Genomic DNA, 16889 nt, shown 5'->3' with positions numbered 1-16889 from the left:
GTGATCTTCTTCTCGGAGAAAACACCCCGTACGCGGACAATCAGCCCTGGAACCGATACTCTTCGAGCAGCCTGCGGCCGATGATCAATTTCTGGATCTCGGCGGTACCTTCACCGATGAGCAGCATCGGCGCCTCGCGGTAGAGACGCTCGATCTCGTACTCCTTGGAGAATCCGTAGCCGCCGTGGATACGGAAGGCGTCCTCGACGACCTCCTTGCAGTACTCCGAGGCCAGGTACTTCGCCATGCCCGCCTCGAGGTCGTTGCGCTGCCCGGAGTCCTTCTTGCGGGCCGCGTTCACCATCATCGCATGCGCGGCCTCGACCTTGGTGGCCATCTCCGCCAGTTTGAACTGGATGGCCTGGTGCTGGGCGATCGGCTTGCCGAAGGTGCTGCGCTGCTGGGCGTACCGCACACCCAGCTCGAAGGCGCGCTGCGCGACACCGCAGCCACGGGCCGCGACGTTCACCCGGCCGACCTCGACGCCGTCCATCATCTGGTAGAAACCGCGGCCGGTGACGCCGCCGAGCACCCGGTCGGCCGGGATCCGCAGGCCGTCCATGATCAGCTCGGTGGTGTCGACGCCCTTGTAGCCCATCTTGTCGATCTTGCCCGGGATGGTGAGACCGGGCCGGACCTCGCCGAAACCGGGTTCCTTCTCCACCAGGAAGGTCGTCATGGACCGGTGGGGCGCGGTGCCGTCGGGGTGACCCTCGTCACTGCGGACCAGGACCGCGACGAGCGAGGAGGTGCCGCCGTTGGTCAGCCACATCTTCTGGCCGGTCAGGACGTACTCGTCGCCGTCCTTCACCGCCTTGGAGGAGATGGCCGACACGTCCGAGCCGAGCGCCGGCTCCGACATCGAGAACGCCCCCCGGATGTCGCCGAGGGCCATCTTCGGCAGGTAGTGGTCCTTCTGCTCCTGCGTGCCGTGCTGCTTGAGCATGTACGCGACGATGAAGTGGGTGTTGATGATGCCGGACACCGACATCCAGCCCCGGGCGATCTCCTCCACGCACAGCGCGTACGTCAGCAGCGACTCGCCCAGGCCCCCGTACTCCTCGGGGATCATCAGACCGAACAGACCCAGCTCCTTGAGCCCGTCCACGATCTGCTGCGGGTACTCGTCGCGGTGCTCCAGCTCGGTGGCGACCGGGATGATCTCCTTGTCCACGAAGTCCCGGACGGTGGAGACGATCTCCCGCTGGACGTCCGTGAGACCGTGGGTCTGGGCGAGACGGCTCATCTACTTCCCCTGTTCCTTCAGCTCGGGCCGGCCGGGCTGCTCGCCGCCGCGCTCCTTGATGTACGTCTCGGTCGGCACCATCACCTTGCGGCGGAAGACGCACACGAGGGTGCCGTCCTGCTTGTAGCCCTTGGTCTCGACGTGGACGATGCCGCGGTCGTTCTTCGACTTCGACGGCCACTTGTCCAGCACGGTCGTCTCGCCGTAGATCGTGTCGCCGTGGAAGGTCGGCGCCACGTGCCTGAGCGACTCGATCTCCAGGTTGGCGATCGCCTTGCCGGAGACGTCCGGGACGGACATGCCGAGCAGCAGGGAGTAGACGTAGTTGCCCACGACGACGTTCTTGCCGAAGTCCGTCGTCGACTCCGCGTAGTTCGCGTCCATGTGGAGCGGGTGGTGGTTCATGGTGAGCAGACAGAAGAGGTGGTCGTCGTACTCCGTGACCGTCTTTCCGGGCCAGTGCCTGTAGACCGCGCCGACCTCGAACTCCTCGTAGGTGCGTCCGAACTGCATCGCGCTCAGGCCTCCGGGATCTCGAACTTCGACGTGCGCCGCATGCCGGCCGCGCGTCCCTTGCCCGCGATGACCAGGGCCATCTTGCGGCTGGCCTCGTCGATCATCTCGTCGCCGAGCATCGCCGAGCCCTTCTTGCCGCCCGCCTCGGACGTGCAGTACTCGTATGCGTCCAGGATCAGCTCGGCGTGGTCGTAGTCCTCCTGGGAGGGCGAGAAGACCTCGTTGGCGGCGTCGACCTGGCCGGGGTGCAGCACCCACTTGCCGTCGAAGCCGAGCGCGGCGGCGCGGCCGGCCACCTCGCGGAAGCCGTCGACGTTGCGGATCTGCAGGTAGGGGCCGTCGATCGCCTGGAGGTCGTTGGCGCGGGCGGCCATCAGGATCTTCATCAGGATGTAGTGGTAGGCGTCCGCCGGGTAGCCGGGCGGCTGCTCGCCCACGACCAGCGACTTCATGTTGATCGACGCCATGAAGTCGGCCGGGCCGAAGATGATCGTCTCGATGCGCGGGGAGGCCTGCGCGATCTCGTTGACGTTGTTGAGGCCCTGGGCGTTCTCGATCTGCGCCTCGATGCCGATGCGGCCGACCTCGAAGCCCATGGTCTTCTCGATCTGCGTCAGCAGCAGGTCGAGGGCGACCACCTGCTGGGCGCTCTGCACCTTCGGCAGCATGATGCAGTCGAGGTTCTGGCCGGCTCCCTCGACCACGGTCACGACGTCCCGGTACGTCCATTCGGTCGTCCAGTCGTTGACGCGCACGACCCTGGTCTTGCCCGTCCAGTCGCCCTCGTTGAGGAACTTGACGATGGTGTGCCGCGCCTCGGGCTTCGCCAGCGGCGCGCAGGCGTCCTCCAGGTCCAGGAAGACCTGGTCCGCCGGGAGGCCCTGCGCCTTCTCCAGGAACCGGGGGTTGGAACCCGGTACCGCCAGACACGAGCGTCGCGGGCGCAGACGGTTGACGGGCGTGGTCATGCGGGGACCTCCAGGGGGTCGAGCTTGTTCGCTTTCCGGATCTCGTCGACGATCGCGCCGATGATGCCGGTGATGTCGAAGTCCTTCGGGGTGAAGACCGCGGCCACGCCGGCGGCCCGCAGGTCTTCGGCGTCACCGTTCGGGATGATGCCACCGGCGATCACCGGAATATCTGTGGCACCGGCCACACGGAGCCGGTCCAGCACGTCCGGCACCAGCTGCGCGTGCGAGCCGGACAGGACGGACAGGCCCACCGCGTGCACGTCCTCGGCCAGGGCGGCGTCCACGATCTGCTCCGGGGTGAGCCGGATGCCCTGGTAGACCACCTCGAAGCCGGCGTCCCGGGCCCGCACGGCGATCTGCTCGGCGCCGTTGGAGTGACCGTCCAGGCCGGGCTTGCCGACCAGGAAGCGCAGCTTGCCCACACCCAGGTCCCGGGCCGTCAGCTCCACCTTGCGGCGCACCTCGGACATGGCCGAACCCGCCTCGGCGGTGACCGCCACCGGCGCGGACGACACGCCGGTCGGCGCCCGGAACTCGCCGAACACCTCGCGCAGGGCCCCGGCCCACTCGCCGGTCGTGACGCCCGCGCGGGCGCACTCCAGGGTGGCCTCCATCAGGTTGTCGGTGCCCTTGGCGGCCTCCTTCAGCCGCTCCAGCGCCTTGCAGGGGCGCGGGTGGTTGAACGGCGGCTGGTAGCGCGTGTCGCGCCAGTTCCGCAGCGAGTCGATCACACGTGCCTCGACCGCCGGGTCGACCGTCTGGATCGCGGTGTCCAGGTCGGCCGTGAGCGGGTTCGGCTCCGTGCCCTCGAAGACGTTGACTCCGACGATCTTCTCCTGGCCCGACTCGATCCGGGCCCGGCGCTCGGCGTGCGAGGCGACCAGCTGGGACTTCAGGTAGCCGGACTCCACGGCGGCCATCGCGCCGCCCAGCTGCTGGATGTGGTCGATCTCGGCGAGCACCTCCTCGACCAGGCCGGACACCTTCGCCTCGATCACCTTCGAGCCGTCGAAGATGTCGTCGTACTCCAGCAGGTCGCTCTCGTAGGCGAGCACCTGCTGGATGCGCAGGGACCACTGCTGGTCCCAGGGCCGGGGCAGGCCCAGGGCCTCGTTCCAGGCCGGCAGCTGCACGGCACGCGCGCGGGCGTCCTTGGAGAGGGTGACGGCCAGCATCTCCAGCACGATGCGCTGGACGTTGTTCTCCGGCTGCGCCTCGGTCAGGCCGAGGGAGTTCACCTGGACGCCGTAGCGGAAGCGGCGGTGCTTGGGGTTCTCGATGCCGTACCGCTCACGGGTGATCTTGTCCCAGATGCGGCCGAACGCCCGCATCTTGCACATCTCCTCGACGAAGCGGACGCCCGCGTTGACGAAGAAGGAGATGCGGCCCACGACGTCGCCCATGCGCTCCTGCGGCACCTGGCCGCTGTCGCGCACCGCGTCCAGGACGGCGATCGCGGTGGACATCGCGTACGCGATCTCCTGGACCGGCGTGGCCCCGGCCTCCTGCAGGTGGTAGCTGCAGATGTTGATCGGGTTCCACTTCGGGATGTGGGAGACCGTGTACGCGATCATGTCCGTCGTCAGCCGGAGCGAGGGTCCGGGCGGGAACACGTGTGTCCCGCGGGACAGGTACTCCTTGACGATGTCGTTCTGGGTCGTGCCCTGGAGCCGGGTGATGTCCGCGCCCTGCTCCTCGGCGACGACCTGGTAGAGCGCCAGCAGCCACATGGCGGTCGCGTTGATCGTCATCGAGGTGTTCATCTGCTCCAGGGGGATGTCCTGGAACAGCCGGCGCATGTCACCGAGGTGTGCGATCGGCACGCCGACCCGGCCGACCTCGCCGCGGGCGAGGATGTGGTCGGAGTCGTAGCCGGTCTGGGTCGGCAGGTCGAACGCCACCGACAGACCCGTCTGGCCCTTGGCGAGGTTGCGCCGGTACAGCTCGTTGGACGCCTCGGCCGTGGAGTGACCGGCATAGGTGCGCATGAGCCACGGCCGGTCCTTCTCCCGCACTGCCTCGGCAGGCTGACGCTCAGTCATCTATGACCTCGGGTGCTCAGATGTTCCGGAAGCGGTTGATGGCGTCGAGGTGCTTGGCGCGCATCTCCTCGTCGCGCACGCCCAGGCCCTCCTCGGGGGCCAGGCACAGCACGCCGACCTTGCCCTGGTGGACGTTGCGGTGCACGTCGTGGGCGGCCTGGCCGGTGTCCTCCAGGGAGTACACCTTGGACAGGGTCGGGTGGATCTTGCCCTTGGCGATGAGGCGGTTGGCCTCCCACGCCTCGCGGTAGTTGGCGAAGTGCGAGCCGATGATCCGCTTCAGCGACATCCACAGGTAGCGGTTGTCGTACTCGTGCATGTAGCCCGAGGTGGACGCGCAGGTGGTGATGGTGCCGCCCTTGCGGGTGACGAAGACGGAGGCGCCGAAGGTCTCGCGGCCGGGGTGCTCGAAGACGATGTCGATGTCCTCGCCGCCGGTCAGCTCGCGGATGCGCTTGCCGAAGCGCTTCCACTCCTTGGGGTCCTGGGTCTGCTCGTCCTTCCAGAACCTGTAGCCCTCGGCGTTGCGGTCGATGATCGCCTCGGCGCCCATGGACCGGCAGATCTCCGCCTTCTGCGGGCTGCTGACCACGCAGATCGGGTTGGCGCCGCCGGCCAGCGCGAACTGGGTGGCGTAGGAGCCGAGGCCGCCGCTCGCGCCCCAGATGAGCACGTTGTCGCCCTGCTTCATGCCGGCGCCGTTGCGGGAGACCAGCTGGCGGTAGGCGGTGGAGTTGACCAGGCCCGGGGCGGCGGCCTCCTCCCAGCTGAGGTGGTCCGGCTTGGGCATCAGCTGGTTGGACTTGACCAGGGCGATCTCGGCGAGGCCGCCGAAGTTGGTCTCGAAGCCCCAGATGCGCTGCTCGGGGTCGAGCATCGTGTCGTTGTGGCCGTCGCTGGACTCCATCTCGACGGACAGGCAGTGCGCCACGACCTCGTCGCCGGGCTTCCAGGCGTTGACGCCGGGGCCGGTGCGCAGGACGACGCCGGCGAGGTCGGAGCCGATGATGTGGTACGGCAGGTCGTGCCGCTTGGCCAGGTCGTTGGTGCGGCCGTAGCGCTCCAGGAACCCGAACGTGGACAGCGGCTCGAAGATCGAGGTCCACACGGAGTTGTAGTTGACCGAGGAGGCCATGACGGCCACCAGGGCCTCGCCCGGGCCGAGTTCGGGCAGCGGCACCTCGTCCAGGTGCAGCGACTTGCGCGGGTCCTTGTCGCGGGTCTCCAGGCCCGCGAACATCTCCGTCTCGTCCTTGTGCACGGTGATCGCGCGGTACGACTCGGGGAGCGGCATTGCGGCGAAGTCGGCGGACGTGGAGTCCGGCGACTGGATCGCGGCCAGGATGTCCTTCACGGTCACGGTGTTGCCTCCGGCGATGAGCGCCCTGAGGGAGGGGCGCTGAGGGGTACGTCGGTGCTGCTGAGGGTTTTTCGGGTGAGGGGTGCCGTCGGTTCGGCTCGGTGGTGCGTGGCAGCGCTTTGTGGCGCGGGAGGTTGCCTGTGACGCAGGCGTCCGGGCGGGCAGTCCATCGGGCTGCCGGGACAGCCGGGGTGCGTTCGGTTCGCCGCGCTCCAGCCGCTCGGACCTCTTCAACGTATGACACCGCGTGTCAGCTGGCAAGGCACTGAGTGCCAGGAATTCCGCTCAAGCGAAATCTTTACGTAACAAATGAGCGATGATCGATCGAACGGGCCCTCACGGCCCACCGAAAAGGGCCCCTGACATGCCAAAACGGCCACCCCGAAGGGTGGCCGTCATCACAACGCCATGGCGCGTGCGGAGGGGAGGGGGCGACGCCCTGGGCCCGCCTCGAGGGCTGCGGAACACCCGCGCCCGCCCATGGACCGAGACCCGCCGACCCCCCTGGGGCGGCTTGACGGGCAACGGCTCTCAGCGGCCCTTCAGGGCCTCCTCGATCGTGCGCATGACCTCGTCCAGCGGAGCGTCCGTACGGGCGACCGTGACCAGGACCTCGCCCTGGTGGGAGACCGTCGCGCCGGACGGCGCCGCGGCCGGCGGCGGGGTGCTGCGGCCGGCCCCGATCCCGGTGCCGAACGTCTTGCGGACGATCGCGAAGGCGTGGTCGAGCTGCGACTCCACGTCCCCCTGGCCGCCCGCCCGGAGCCAGCGCCGCAGCACGTGGTTGTGCGCGGTCACCACCGCCGAGGCGGCGACCTCGGCGAGCAGCGGGTCGTCGTTGGCGTCGTCGGCATGCGCGCGCTCGTCGAAGTGGCCCAGCAGATAGCGGGTGAACAGCCGCTCGTAGCGGGCCACCGAGGCGATCTCCGCCTCGCGCAGGGTCGGCACCTCGCGGGTCAGCTTGTAGCGGGCGACCGAGATCTCCGGCCGCGCCGCGTACATCTTCATGACCTCCTTGATCCCCCGGCACACCGTGTCGAGCGGGTGCTCGTGCGCGGGGGCCGCGTTGAGGACGGCCTCGGCGCGGACCAGCGTGTCGTCGTGGTCCGGGAAGATCGCCTCTTCCTTGGAACGGAAGTGGCGGAAGAAGGTGCGGCGGGCGACCCCGGCCGCCGCGGCGATCTCGTCGACCGTGGTCGCCTCGTACCCCTTCGTCGCGAACAGTTCCATCGCGGCGGCGGCCAGCTCCCGGCGCATCTTGAGCCGTTGGGCGGCCGCGCGGGAGCCCGCTGCGCTCTCCGGAGCGTCGGGCGTGGCGGGGGTGCGTGAGGACTTGGCGGGCTGGGGCATGACCCGAACGTACTGCATCCGCGCAGCCCGGCGCGCGGGTCCCCGGCCCGCTCCGTCGCCGGCGGCCGGGGGCGGGGCGGCCGGGTCCAGCAGACCGCCCCACTCCCTTCCGTCCCGGAACCGGTCGCCGGACCGGTCAGCGGCGGGCATATTCGCGGAAGCCGCGGCCCGTCTTGCGGCCGAGGCATCCCGCGGCGACCAGGTGCTCCAGGAGCGGCGCCGGGGCCAGGCCCGGGTCGCGGAACTCGCGGTGCAGGACCTTCTCGATGGCCAGCGAGACGTCCAGGCCGACGACGTCCAGCAGCTCGAAGGGCCCCATCGGGTAGCCGCCGCCGAGCTTCATCGCCGCGTCGATGTCGTCCAGCGTCGCGTAGTGCTCCTGGACCATCTTGATCGCGTTGTTGAGGTACGGGAACAGCAGCGCGTTCACGATGAAGCCGGCCCGGTCGCCGCAGTCGACCGCGTGCTTCTTGATCCGCCCGCAGACCTCGCGGACCGTGGCGTGCACGTCCTCGGCCGTCAGCACCGTGCGCACGACCTCGACCAGCTTCATGGCCGGCGCCGGGTTGAAGAAGTGCATGCCGATCACGTCCTGCGGACGCGAGGTGGCGCGGGCGCAGGCGACCACGGGGAGCGAGGAGGTGGTGGTGGCGAGCACCGCGCCCGGCTTGCAGACCTTGTCCAGCGTCGCGAACAGCTGCTGCTTGACGGCCAGGTCCTCGGCGACGGCCTCCACGGCCAGGTCCACGTCGGCGAAGTCGTCGTAGCTGCCCGTCGCCGTGATCAGGTCCAGGGTCCGCGCGGCGGCCTCGGCGGTCAGCCGCCCCTTGTCGACAGAGCGCGAAAGGGACGTGCCGATACGGGCCTTGGCGGCCTGCGCCTTCTCCGCGCTGCGCGCGGCGAGCACGACCTCGTATCCGGCCTTGGCGAAGACCTCGGCGATGCCGGAGGCCATGGTGCCCGAGCCGGCGACGCCGACGGAGCGGACCGGACGGCCGCCGGTGAGCGCGCCGCCCTTGGGCGGGGTCAGCGCGTCGGGCACGACGGTGGCGCTGCCCGCGGCCTCGTAGGTGTAGAAGCCGCGGCCCGCCTTGCGGCCGGTCAGACCCGCCTCGCTGAGCTGCTTGAGGATCGGCGCGGGGGCGTGCAACCGGTCGCGCGACTCGGCGTACATGGCCTCCAGGACCGTACGCGCGGTGTCCACGCCGATCAGGTCCAGCAGGGCGAGCGGGCCCATCGGCAGTCCGCAGCCCAGCCGCATCGCGGCGTCGATGTCCTCGCGGGAGGCGTACCTCGCCTCGTACATCGCGGCGGCCTGGTTGAGGTAGCCGAACAGCAGCCCGTCGGCGACGAACCCGGGACGGTCGCCGACCGCGACGGGCTCCTTGCCGAGCTCCAGGGCGAGGTCGGTGACGGCGGCGACGGCCTGCGGGGCGGTCAGCACCGAGGAGACCACCTCGATCAGCTTCATCGCCTGCGCCGGGTTGAAGAAGTGCAGGCCGAGCACGCGCTCGGGGTGGGCCGAGTCGGCGGCCAGGCGGGTCACGGACAGCGCGTTGGTGCCGGTGGCCAGGATCGCCGTCGGCCGCACGATGCCGTCCAGTTCGCGGAGGATCTGCTGCTTGATCTCGTAGGACTCCGGCACCACCTCGATGATCAGGTCGGCGTCGGCCGCGGCGGTCAGGTCGGTGGCGGTGCGCACCCGGGCCAGGACGTCCGCCCGCTCCTGCTCGGTCAGACGGTCGCGCGCCACGGCGCGGGCGGTGGAGGCCTCCAGGGCGGCGACGCACTGGGCGGCCGCGGCCTCGCTGATGTCGATGCCGACGACCTCGCGGCCGGCCCGGGCGAGGACTTCGGTGATGCCGGCGCCCATGGTGCCGAGACCGACCACGGCGATCGTCTTCAGCGGGGACAGAGGGCTGTCGGAGAGGGGAGTGGCCATCGCGGGACTCCAGAAATGAGGGGTGACGACTGGGAACGCGACCGGGTGCGCCGAGGAGCGCACCGGGTGCGTGAGGGAAAGGAGATGCGGGTGTCGCCGGGCTACGAGCGCACACGCCCGGTGCCGGTCGCCGCGGGCGCGCACACGCCCGGGCAGCGGCAGAAGAGCGACCGGCCCTGTCCCGGAGCCGGGTCCTACTGCGGTGCATGCGGTACGGGCCGAATCCAGCCCTGCCGGGCGCACCGAACCGACAACACTCGCGGCGGCTGCGTCACCAGGCCACTGCGAGTCGATGCGAGCGGGTAACTCGCTCGTCTGAGCTTAACCGGTGAGTAACGAGCGCGCCACCCCTTCGAGTTTGTGATCCGGGTCCCGCACCGCCCTCCCCGCCCCTACGCTGGCTGCCGTGGACGAAGAGTCGCGATCACTCACGGAACGCTTACGGCAGGAGTCCGGCGGGACGGCGGCGTACCGGCACCTGGAGGCCACCGAGGACCAGGACGAACTGGCCGAAGTCCTCACCGCCCCGGGACAGCCGCTGTGGGCGCGGGAACTGGCCGCGTTCCGGCTGGGCCTCGCGGGCGACCGGCGGGCCTTCGAGGCCCTCGTCCTGCTTCTGAACCACCGCGACCCGCAGCGCTGCGCCGCCGCCGCGTACGCCCTGGCCCGCCTCGGCGACCCGCGCACCGCCCGGGCGGCGGCGGCCCTGGCCACCAACGAACTCCGCGTCGCCTACGCCCTGCACCCCGTGCGCCTGCTCACACGGCTGCGGGCCCCCGAGGCCGTCCCCGCCCTGATCACCACCCTGCGGCGCCGCCTGACCCCGCACGACCCCTACCGCCGCGTGGCCCTCGCCTGTGTGGAGGGTCTGGGCGAACTCGCCGACGCCCGCGCCCGCCCCGTCCTCACCGAGGCCCTCGCCCACCCCACCCTCGCCGAGGCGGCGGTACGGGCGCTGGCCGGCATCCCGGAGCAGGGGTGACCCGGCCGTCGAAAGCGGCTTCGGGGGCGGCAAGGCGCCGGCGGAGATCCTCGACGACCTGACGGGCCCGAACTGCCGGATCGCGCTCCTGACGAGGCGTCGGCCCGCCGTGATCCGGCCGCTCGGCCGCGAGAGCCCGCCGGGACGTGCGGGGCCGCACGGCGTGGGGCCGGCCGCAGCGGCGGGGCCGCGGACCGCCTCGACGTGCCGGGCGAAGCCCCACGCGGGCCCACAGGACCTTAGGGGTAGGGAATGGTGTCCTTCCGTCTGCACGCGCTGCCCTTCCCGAAGCCGCCGGTGTTCCTATGTCGTGAGCGTGACCCCGTACGACTACAGGAAGACAGCCAGTGGTTCATGCGCATGAGTCGGAGCAGAGTCCCGACAAGAAGCCCGCGGTGTCCAGGGTCCCCGCCCCCGCTCAGCAGACCGGGATCCCGGCGCTGCAGCGCACCGCCGGCAACGCGGCGGTTCTGCGGATGCTCCAGCTGGCCGGTCATCCCCATGACCGGCACCAGCACGGCGCCGGCTGCGGCCATGGGACCACCGCTCCCGCGGTGACGCAGGTGCAGCGCTCGGCCGTCCACGACGTCCTCGCCACGTCCGGCAGGCCGCTCGCGGGCCCGGTGCGCGAGGAGATGGAAGCCCGTCTCGGGTCGGACTTCTCCGATGTCCGCATCCACGACGACGCGGCGGCGAAGGCGTCGGCGGCCGAGGTGGGCGCGCGTGCCTACACCTCCGGCCACCATGTCGTCCTCGGTGACCGCGGCGACGACAAGCACACCCTGGCCCACGAACTGACCCACGTCATCCAGCAGCGCCAGGGGCCTGTGGCCGGTACCGACCACGGCGACGGCGTCAGGGTGTCGGACCCTTCGGACCGGTTCGAGCGGGCGGCCGAGGCCAACGCGCACAGGGTGTTGGCGGCTCCGCTCCCGGCCCGGCCGGAAGTGCAGCGGTCCACGGACTCCCGTCGGACGCCGACGGACCGGGCCGTCCCTCACGGGGCCCGCTCCGGGGCTGTCGCGGGCGGCGCCGCGACGGCGCCGGCGGTGCAACGGGTGGAGCGCGACGAGGAAGTGCAGTCCGTCCTGGGGAGCGCGTACTGGGCTGACAAGGCGGTGAGTGCGGGGAAGCCGATCGTGCCTTCCCAGGCGGACAAGAAGAAAAAGCCCAAGAAGGGCACTCCGAGGCGCTTGGAGGACATCCTGACGGGTGTCGGCGCCAAACTCCTGAGTCAACTGGCGAACACGAGCGAGACCGGGCGCCTGAAGCTCTACAGGACGATGGACAGGGACGAGGCCGAAGCGATCATGGCCTGGAAGGGGAAGAAGCAGTCCACGGAGGACTGGCTGACCGACGCGGACAACACCGGCGACAGCGTCACGAAGAGCTTCCGCGCCGCGCAGAAGGACGGTCAGGTCGGCTTCCTGCCCACGAGGAACCACCTGGGCGACTACGAGCAGGCCGCGGAGTACTACAAGTCTCCCGACCGGCAGGTGATGGTGGAGTTCACCCTCAAGCCGGGCGCGCACCAGCTTCTTTTCGACCCCGAGTACATGGCGGTGTCCGGGGCGACGGGCACGCCGTATCACATGAGGAGCCACTTCGAGGCACAGAACCGCACTTTCCAGGAAGGGGCCGCCGGCGAAGGGATCCTCGCGGGGTACGTCGGCCTGAAGCAGGAGAAGAAGGGGCCCTTCAGTCTGTCCCTCGGCGACAGCGATGTGACGCGACTGCTGTTCCAGCTGTTCGTCGAGGACGTGACGGTGGTGGCGCCGGACGACTCCGGTCTCTCGTGACGGCGAGAGCGCCGCGGCCGCGGCGAACCCCCGCCCTCGCCGGGGCGGCGGTACGGTCCCTGCGCCACCTCCCCGAACGGCGCTGACCCCCCGGTTCTTCGCACGCCCCGAGGCACGCGCGGGCGGCGGCCGCACACCGCCCGCGCCGTCCTCTCCTTCGCCGACGTCCGTCCGGCACGTACCGAGGCTCCGTCAGGTGCCGGACCACGTCCGGCGGAAGGGCCGCTCAGCCGTGGAAGCGCACCAGGGTGTGCAGCGTCGCACCCGGGGAGGACTCGGCCGCTCCGGAGGACGGGTCGGCCGCCACCTTGGTGGCCGTGGTCTTCGCGCTCTGCGGCTTCGGGTCGGGGACCTTCCGGCAGACCGCGTCGGCCGCGCCACCGTGTCCGCGCGGCACCGTGCCGTCGGTGAGGTACGCCGCCAGGTACTTGTCCAGGCAGGTGTTGCCGCTCAGCGTGATGCCGTGGTTGCCGCCGCCCTGCTCGACGACCAGGCTGGAGCGGGCCAGCAGGCGATGCACCGTCACTCCGCCCTCGTAGGGGGTGGCCGCGTCGTCGGTCGCCTGGAAGAGCAGCACCGGCGGCAGCTTCGAGTTGGCGATGTTCACCGGGCGCTTCGCGGCGGTCGGCCAGTAGGCGCACGGCGCGTTGTACCAGGCGTTGCTCCAGGCCATGAACGGCGCCTTGTCGTACACCGCCCAGTTGTCCTCGCGCCACTGCCGCCAGTCCCGCGGCCAGGAGACGTCGCGGCACTGCACCGAGGCGTAGACGCCGTACCCGTTGTCGCCGGAGGCGTCCACCGCGCCGAAGGTCTCGTACGCCTCGACGAGCGGGCCGGTCTCCTTGTCGTTCGCGTACGCCGCGAACGCCTTGGCGAGGTCGGGCCAGTAGCCGTTGTAGTAGCCGCCCGGGATGAAGGTGTCCTCCAGCTCCGAGGCGCCGACCTTGCCGCCCGCGGGCTTCTTGGCGAGCGCCGCCCGCATGGCGTACCACTTGGCCTCGACCCGGGCCGGGTCGGTGCCGAGGCGGTAGGTCGAGTCGTACTTGGCGATCCACGCCATGAAGGCGCGGTGGCGGGCGTCGAAGGCGTAGTCCTGCTGGAGGTTGTCGTCGTACCAGACGCCGGTGGGGTCGACCACGGAGTCCAGGACCAGTCGGCGCACGCGCTCGGGGAAGAGCTTGGCGTACACCGAGCCGAGGTAGGTGCCGTAGGAGTAGCCGAAGTAGTTGATCTTCTGCGCGCCCAGCGCCCGCCGGATGGAGTCCATGTCGGTCGCCGCGTCGACGGTGTCGATGTGCGGCAGCAGGTCCGCGTACTTCTTGCCGCAGGCCGCGGCGTAGGACTTCACGCGGTCGAGGTTGGCCTTCTCGAGGGCGGGCGTGCTCGGCACCGAGTCCGGGCGCACCGCGTTGAAGTAACCGGGGGCGCAGTCCAGCGCGGGCTTGCTCGCACCCACCCCGCGCGGGTCGAAACCGATGACGTCGTACTGGGCCGCGACGGCCTTGGGCAGCGCGGACGCCACGAAGGCCGCGAGGGAGAGCCCGCTGCCGCCGGGGCCGCCGGGGTTGACCAGCAGGGGACCCTGGTACGTCTTCGCGGTGTGCGGCACACGGGACAGCGCGAGGGTGACCTTCCGCCCGGTCGGGTGCGCGTAGTCCAGCGGCACCTGGACGGAGCCGCACTCCAGGGTCGGGTGGTCGGCGGTGCCGCACTTCTTCCAGCCGACCTTGCCGACCGGGACGGCGGCCGCGACATGTGACGTGCGGGCCTCGGCGGGGACGGCCGTGACGGAACCGGCCAGGACGACGACGGCACCGTACAGCACGGCAGCGCGTTTTCTCATGGATGGATCCTCCGGGGACGGAGAGGCTGCGGACCGCGGGTCTCGCGATCCTCGCCGCATCGTCCCGGAAAGCTCCCCTGGAAGAACGTGTTCCGACAATTCTTGACCCAATTGGGCCGCGTGTTGCGCTCGAACGATCACGGCACGAGTGAGAGGCGAAGCGATGCGAACGAGCGGGCCGACTGGCGGAAGACGGCCTACTTGTAGAAGACGGCCACACCGCCGTGATGGGAGCAGGCGCCCTGGTGATGGGCGGCGTAGGAGTAGGTGCCGTCGTTGCACAGGGCGGTGGCCCCGTTCCCGTCGCCGGAACCGCCCGACGAGCCGGAGCCGCCGCCGGAACCGGAGCCCCCGGAGGACCCCGAGCCGCCGCTCCCCGAGCCCGCGGCCGCGTGCGCGGTGACGGTCACCTTCACCTTGACCGTCTTCGTCGCCGTCACCGTCGGAACGGCCGTCGGCGTGGCGGTCACCGTCTCCGTGGCGGTCACCGTGGGCGTGGCGGTGGCGGTGGCGGTGGCCGTGGTGGTGACCGTGACCGCCGGCCGCACCTTGGCGGCGGCCGGCTTGGCGTCGCTCCCGCTGTCCTGCCCGCCGGCGCCGATGCCCGCGCCGACGCAGAGGGCGAGCCCCAGCGCGGGCAACGCGTACCGCTTCCGCGCCCACTTGGGCGCGGGCCGGACCGGCTGCGGCGGCATGGCGTACGGATTGGTCATGTGTCCCCCCAGGGAGTGTGGCCGGCGCCGACGGCGGCGGGCCGCGCGGTGCGGTGCGCCGCGTCGGTGCGGCGGTTCACCCGTTCGTGACGTCCGGGCACCCGAGTGCCGCAAGGACGCCATCGTGCCTTCATGTTACCCGCACTATCTACACATCATCTACACAACAAACGCCTCGCGCAACGCTCCTGATCAAACGTCACACACGGCGAATTGGCGCGGTGTCAGATGAGGGAGAGCTGGACGGGCTCGGACGAAGGGGCGGGGGCCGGCCGCCGCGGCGGGATCCGGCGGTGGCCGGTCGGGCGGGTCGGGCCGATGCCGTACTCCTGGGCCAGGTCGTGGACCTGGCGGGTGACGCGGCGCTGGTACCACTTGGGGGCGTAGGCCCCGTCGGCGTACAGGCGCTCGTAGCGGCGCACCAGGTGCGGGTGGTGGTGGCCGAGCCAGGCCATGAACCACTCGCGGGCGCCGGGGCGCAGGTGCAGCGTCAGCGGTGTGACGGAGGTGGCCCCGGCCGCCGCGATCGCCCGTACCGTCGCCCGCAGCTGGTCGGGGTGGTCGCCCAGGAAGGGGATCACCGGCGCCATCAGCACCCCGCAGCCGATGCCGTGCTCGCCGAGGGTGCGGACGACGTCCAGGCGGCGTTCCGGGGCCGGGGTGCCCGGCTCCACGGTGCGCCACAGATCGGGGTCGGTGAAGCCGACGGAGACGGAGACGCCGACGTCGGTGACCTCGGCGGCCTGGGTGAGCAGGTCCAGGTCGCGCAGTATCAGGGTGCCCTTGGTCAGGATCGAGAAGGGGTTCGCGTGGTCGCGCAGCGCGGCCAGGATGCCCGGCATCAGACGGTAGCGGCCCTCGGCGCGCTGGTAGCAGTCGACGTTGGTGCCCATCGCGATGTGCTCGCCCCGCCAGCGCCGCGAGGCCAGCTGGCGGCGCAGCAGGTCGGGCGCGTTCACCTTCACCACGATCTGGCTGTCGAAGCCGAGGCCCGTGTCCAGGTCCAGGTAGCTGTGCGTCTTGCGGGCGAAACAGTAGACGCAGGCATGCGTGCAGCCGCGGTAGGGGTTGACCGTCCATTCGAACGGCATGCGGGAGGCGCCCGGGACCCGGTTGATGATCGAACGCGCCCGGATCTCGTGGAAGGTGATCCCGCGGAATTCGGGCGTGTCGAACGTGCGGGTGGTGACCGCGTCCGCGCCGAACAGCGCGGCGTCGGACCGCTCGCGTCCGGCCCCCGGCGGACCCGAGGGGCCGTCGGGGGAGCCAAGGCCTGCCGGGCCCTCGGGGGAGCCCGGGCCCGCGGGGTCGGCGGGGGAGCCCGGGCCGGTGGGGGGATCGGAGTCCGCGGGGTTCGCTGTGAGGTTGTCCCAGCGCATGACACCTCCTCGGTAGCACTGGGCACAGAATAGAACACACGTTCCCTTGATCGTGCGGACGATCGTCCGAGCGCCGTTCGCGACCGTCCCGCGGGCTCCCGCGATCACTTGCCGCACCCCGATTTGGGCGGCCGGGCAGGGGGGTGGTTGGCTTGCCCCAACCCTGACAACGGATGTCCTGGAGGAACCCCATGGCGCAGGTCGAGGCCACTACGGAGCGGGTCGTCGCGGCGGACGCGGAGAAGGTGTTCGACGCCCTCGCCGACTACAGCGGCACCCGCGAGAGGCTGCTGCCCGAGCACTTCAGCGAGTACGAGGTGCGCGAGGGCGGCGACGGCGAGGGCACCCTCGTCCACTGGAAGCTGCAGGCCACCAGCAAGCGCGTCCGCGACTGCCTCCTGGAGGTGACCGAGCCCACCGACGGCGAGCTGGTGGAGAAGGACCGCAACTCCTCCATGGTCACCACCTGGCGGGTCACCCCGGCCGGCGAGGGCAGGTCCCGCGTGGTCGTCACCACCACCTGGCAGGGCGCCGGCGGCATCGGCGGCTTCTTCGAGAAGACGTTCGCCCCCAAGGGCCTCGGTCGCATCTACGACACCCTGCTCGACAAGCTCGCCGCCGAGGTCGAGAAGTAGCCCCGCATCCTCAACTCCCCACGCGGAGGCTCCTGTTGGGGCGTCACCGGTTCGAGTGATCTCACCGTCCTGTCCGGCGATATGCCGTAACTCGTCGCACCTGCCCGTAGT

Annotated in this window: 13 protein-coding genes; 3 read left to right on the top strand and 10 right to left on the bottom strand. The window is 70.7% G+C overall.

The window, feature by feature from the left end:
* Positions 1–40: 40 nt before the first annotated feature.
* From ACH5A8_RS06675 to ACH5A8_RS06645, 7 genes are all read right to left on the bottom strand, one after another.
* Entirely contained in the window at positions 41–1246 is a 1206-nt protein-coding gene (locus ACH5A8_RS06675; RefSeq protein ID WP_398998699.1) for an acyl-CoA dehydrogenase family protein, read from the bottom strand.
* Positions 1247–1759 carry a MaoC family dehydratase gene (locus ACH5A8_RS06670; protein WP_398998697.1) on the bottom strand — a complete coding sequence of 171 codons (513 nt, stop codon included), beginning with the start codon at positions 1757–1759 and terminating at the stop codon, positions 1247–1249.
* Between the two features lie 5 nt (positions 1760–1764).
* On the bottom strand, positions 1765–2730 hold the full coding sequence (locus tag ACH5A8_RS06665) for an HpcH/HpaI aldolase/citrate lyase family protein (protein WP_398998695.1): 966 nt from the start codon (positions 2728–2730) through the stop codon (positions 1765–1767).
* Positions 2727–4775, bottom strand: coding sequence for a protein meaA (locus ACH5A8_RS06660; RefSeq protein ID WP_398998693.1), 2049 nt, complete (start codon positions 4773–4775; stop codon positions 2727–2729). Before ACH5A8_RS06660 ends, ACH5A8_RS06665 begins: the two co-directional genes overlap by 4 nt.
* A gap of 16 nt (positions 4776–4791) precedes the next feature.
* Positions 4792–6129, bottom strand: coding sequence for a crotonyl-CoA carboxylase/reductase (gene ccrA / locus ACH5A8_RS06655; RefSeq protein WP_398999756.1), 1338 nt, complete (start codon positions 6127–6129; stop codon positions 4792–4794).
* A gap of 537 nt (positions 6130–6666) precedes the next feature.
* Positions 6667–7485 carry a TetR family transcriptional regulator gene (locus ACH5A8_RS06650; RefSeq protein ID WP_398998691.1) on the bottom strand — a complete coding sequence of 273 codons (819 nt, stop codon included), beginning with the start codon at positions 7483–7485 and terminating at the stop codon, positions 6667–6669.
* A 136-nt stretch (positions 7486–7621) separates the two neighbouring features.
* Complete coding sequence (locus tag ACH5A8_RS06645) at positions 7622–9427, bottom strand: 3-hydroxyacyl-CoA dehydrogenase family protein (RefSeq protein ID WP_398998689.1); 1806 nt, start codon at positions 9425–9427, stop codon at positions 7622–7624.
* Between the two features lie 406 nt (positions 9428–9833).
* Between ACH5A8_RS06645 and ACH5A8_RS06640 the strand changes: the two genes are divergently transcribed.
* Together ACH5A8_RS06640 and ACH5A8_RS06635 are read left to right on the top strand one after the other, a co-directional pair.
* Positions 9834–10409, top strand: a complete 576-nt coding sequence (locus ACH5A8_RS06640; protein WP_398998688.1) for an adenylosuccinate lyase — start codon at positions 9834–9836, stop codon at positions 10407–10409.
* Between the two features lie 395 nt (positions 10410–10804).
* Entirely contained in the window at positions 10805–12208 is a 1404-nt protein-coding gene (locus ACH5A8_RS06635; RefSeq protein WP_398998687.1) for a DUF4157 domain-containing protein, read from the top strand.
* A gap of 226 nt (positions 12209–12434) precedes the next feature.
* Here ACH5A8_RS06635 and ACH5A8_RS06630 read toward each other — a convergent pair whose 3' ends face one another.
* The 3 genes from ACH5A8_RS06630 to ACH5A8_RS06620 all read right to left on the bottom strand — a co-directional run bounded on the left by ACH5A8_RS06630 (position 12435) and on the right by ACH5A8_RS06620 (position 16143).
* Positions 12435–14051 carry an alpha/beta hydrolase gene (locus ACH5A8_RS06630; RefSeq protein WP_398998685.1) on the bottom strand — a complete coding sequence of 539 codons (1617 nt, stop codon included), beginning with the start codon at positions 14049–14051 and terminating at the stop codon, positions 12435–12437.
* A 197-nt stretch (positions 14052–14248) separates the two neighbouring features.
* Positions 14249–14764: a DUF3761 domain-containing protein gene (locus tag ACH5A8_RS06625; RefSeq protein WP_398998682.1), complete on the bottom strand. Its 516-nt coding sequence runs from the start codon at positions 14762–14764 to the stop codon at positions 14249–14251.
* Between the two features lie 224 nt (positions 14765–14988).
* The gene (locus ACH5A8_RS06620) at positions 14989–16143 is read right to left on the bottom strand and encodes an Rv2578c family radical SAM protein (RefSeq protein WP_398998680.1); all 1155 of its coding nucleotides are present in this window, start codon (positions 16141–16143) and stop codon (positions 14989–14991) included.
* A 191-nt stretch (positions 16144–16334) separates the two neighbouring features.
* Here ACH5A8_RS06620 and ACH5A8_RS06615 point away from each other — a divergent pair, with 191 nt between their 5' ends.
* Complete coding sequence (locus ACH5A8_RS06615; protein ID WP_398998678.1) at positions 16335–16778, top strand: SRPBCC family protein; 444 nt, start codon at positions 16335–16337, stop codon at positions 16776–16778.
* Positions 16779–16889: the final 111 nt, after the last annotated feature.

The organism is Streptomyces sp. NPDC018610, from assembly GCF_044391765.1.
Taxonomy (GTDB): domain Bacteria; phylum Actinomycetota; class Actinomycetes; order Streptomycetales; family Streptomycetaceae; genus Streptomyces.
The sequence above is the reverse complement of the archived record's forward strand: the minus strand, read 5'-3'. Positions and strand labels throughout refer to the sequence as shown.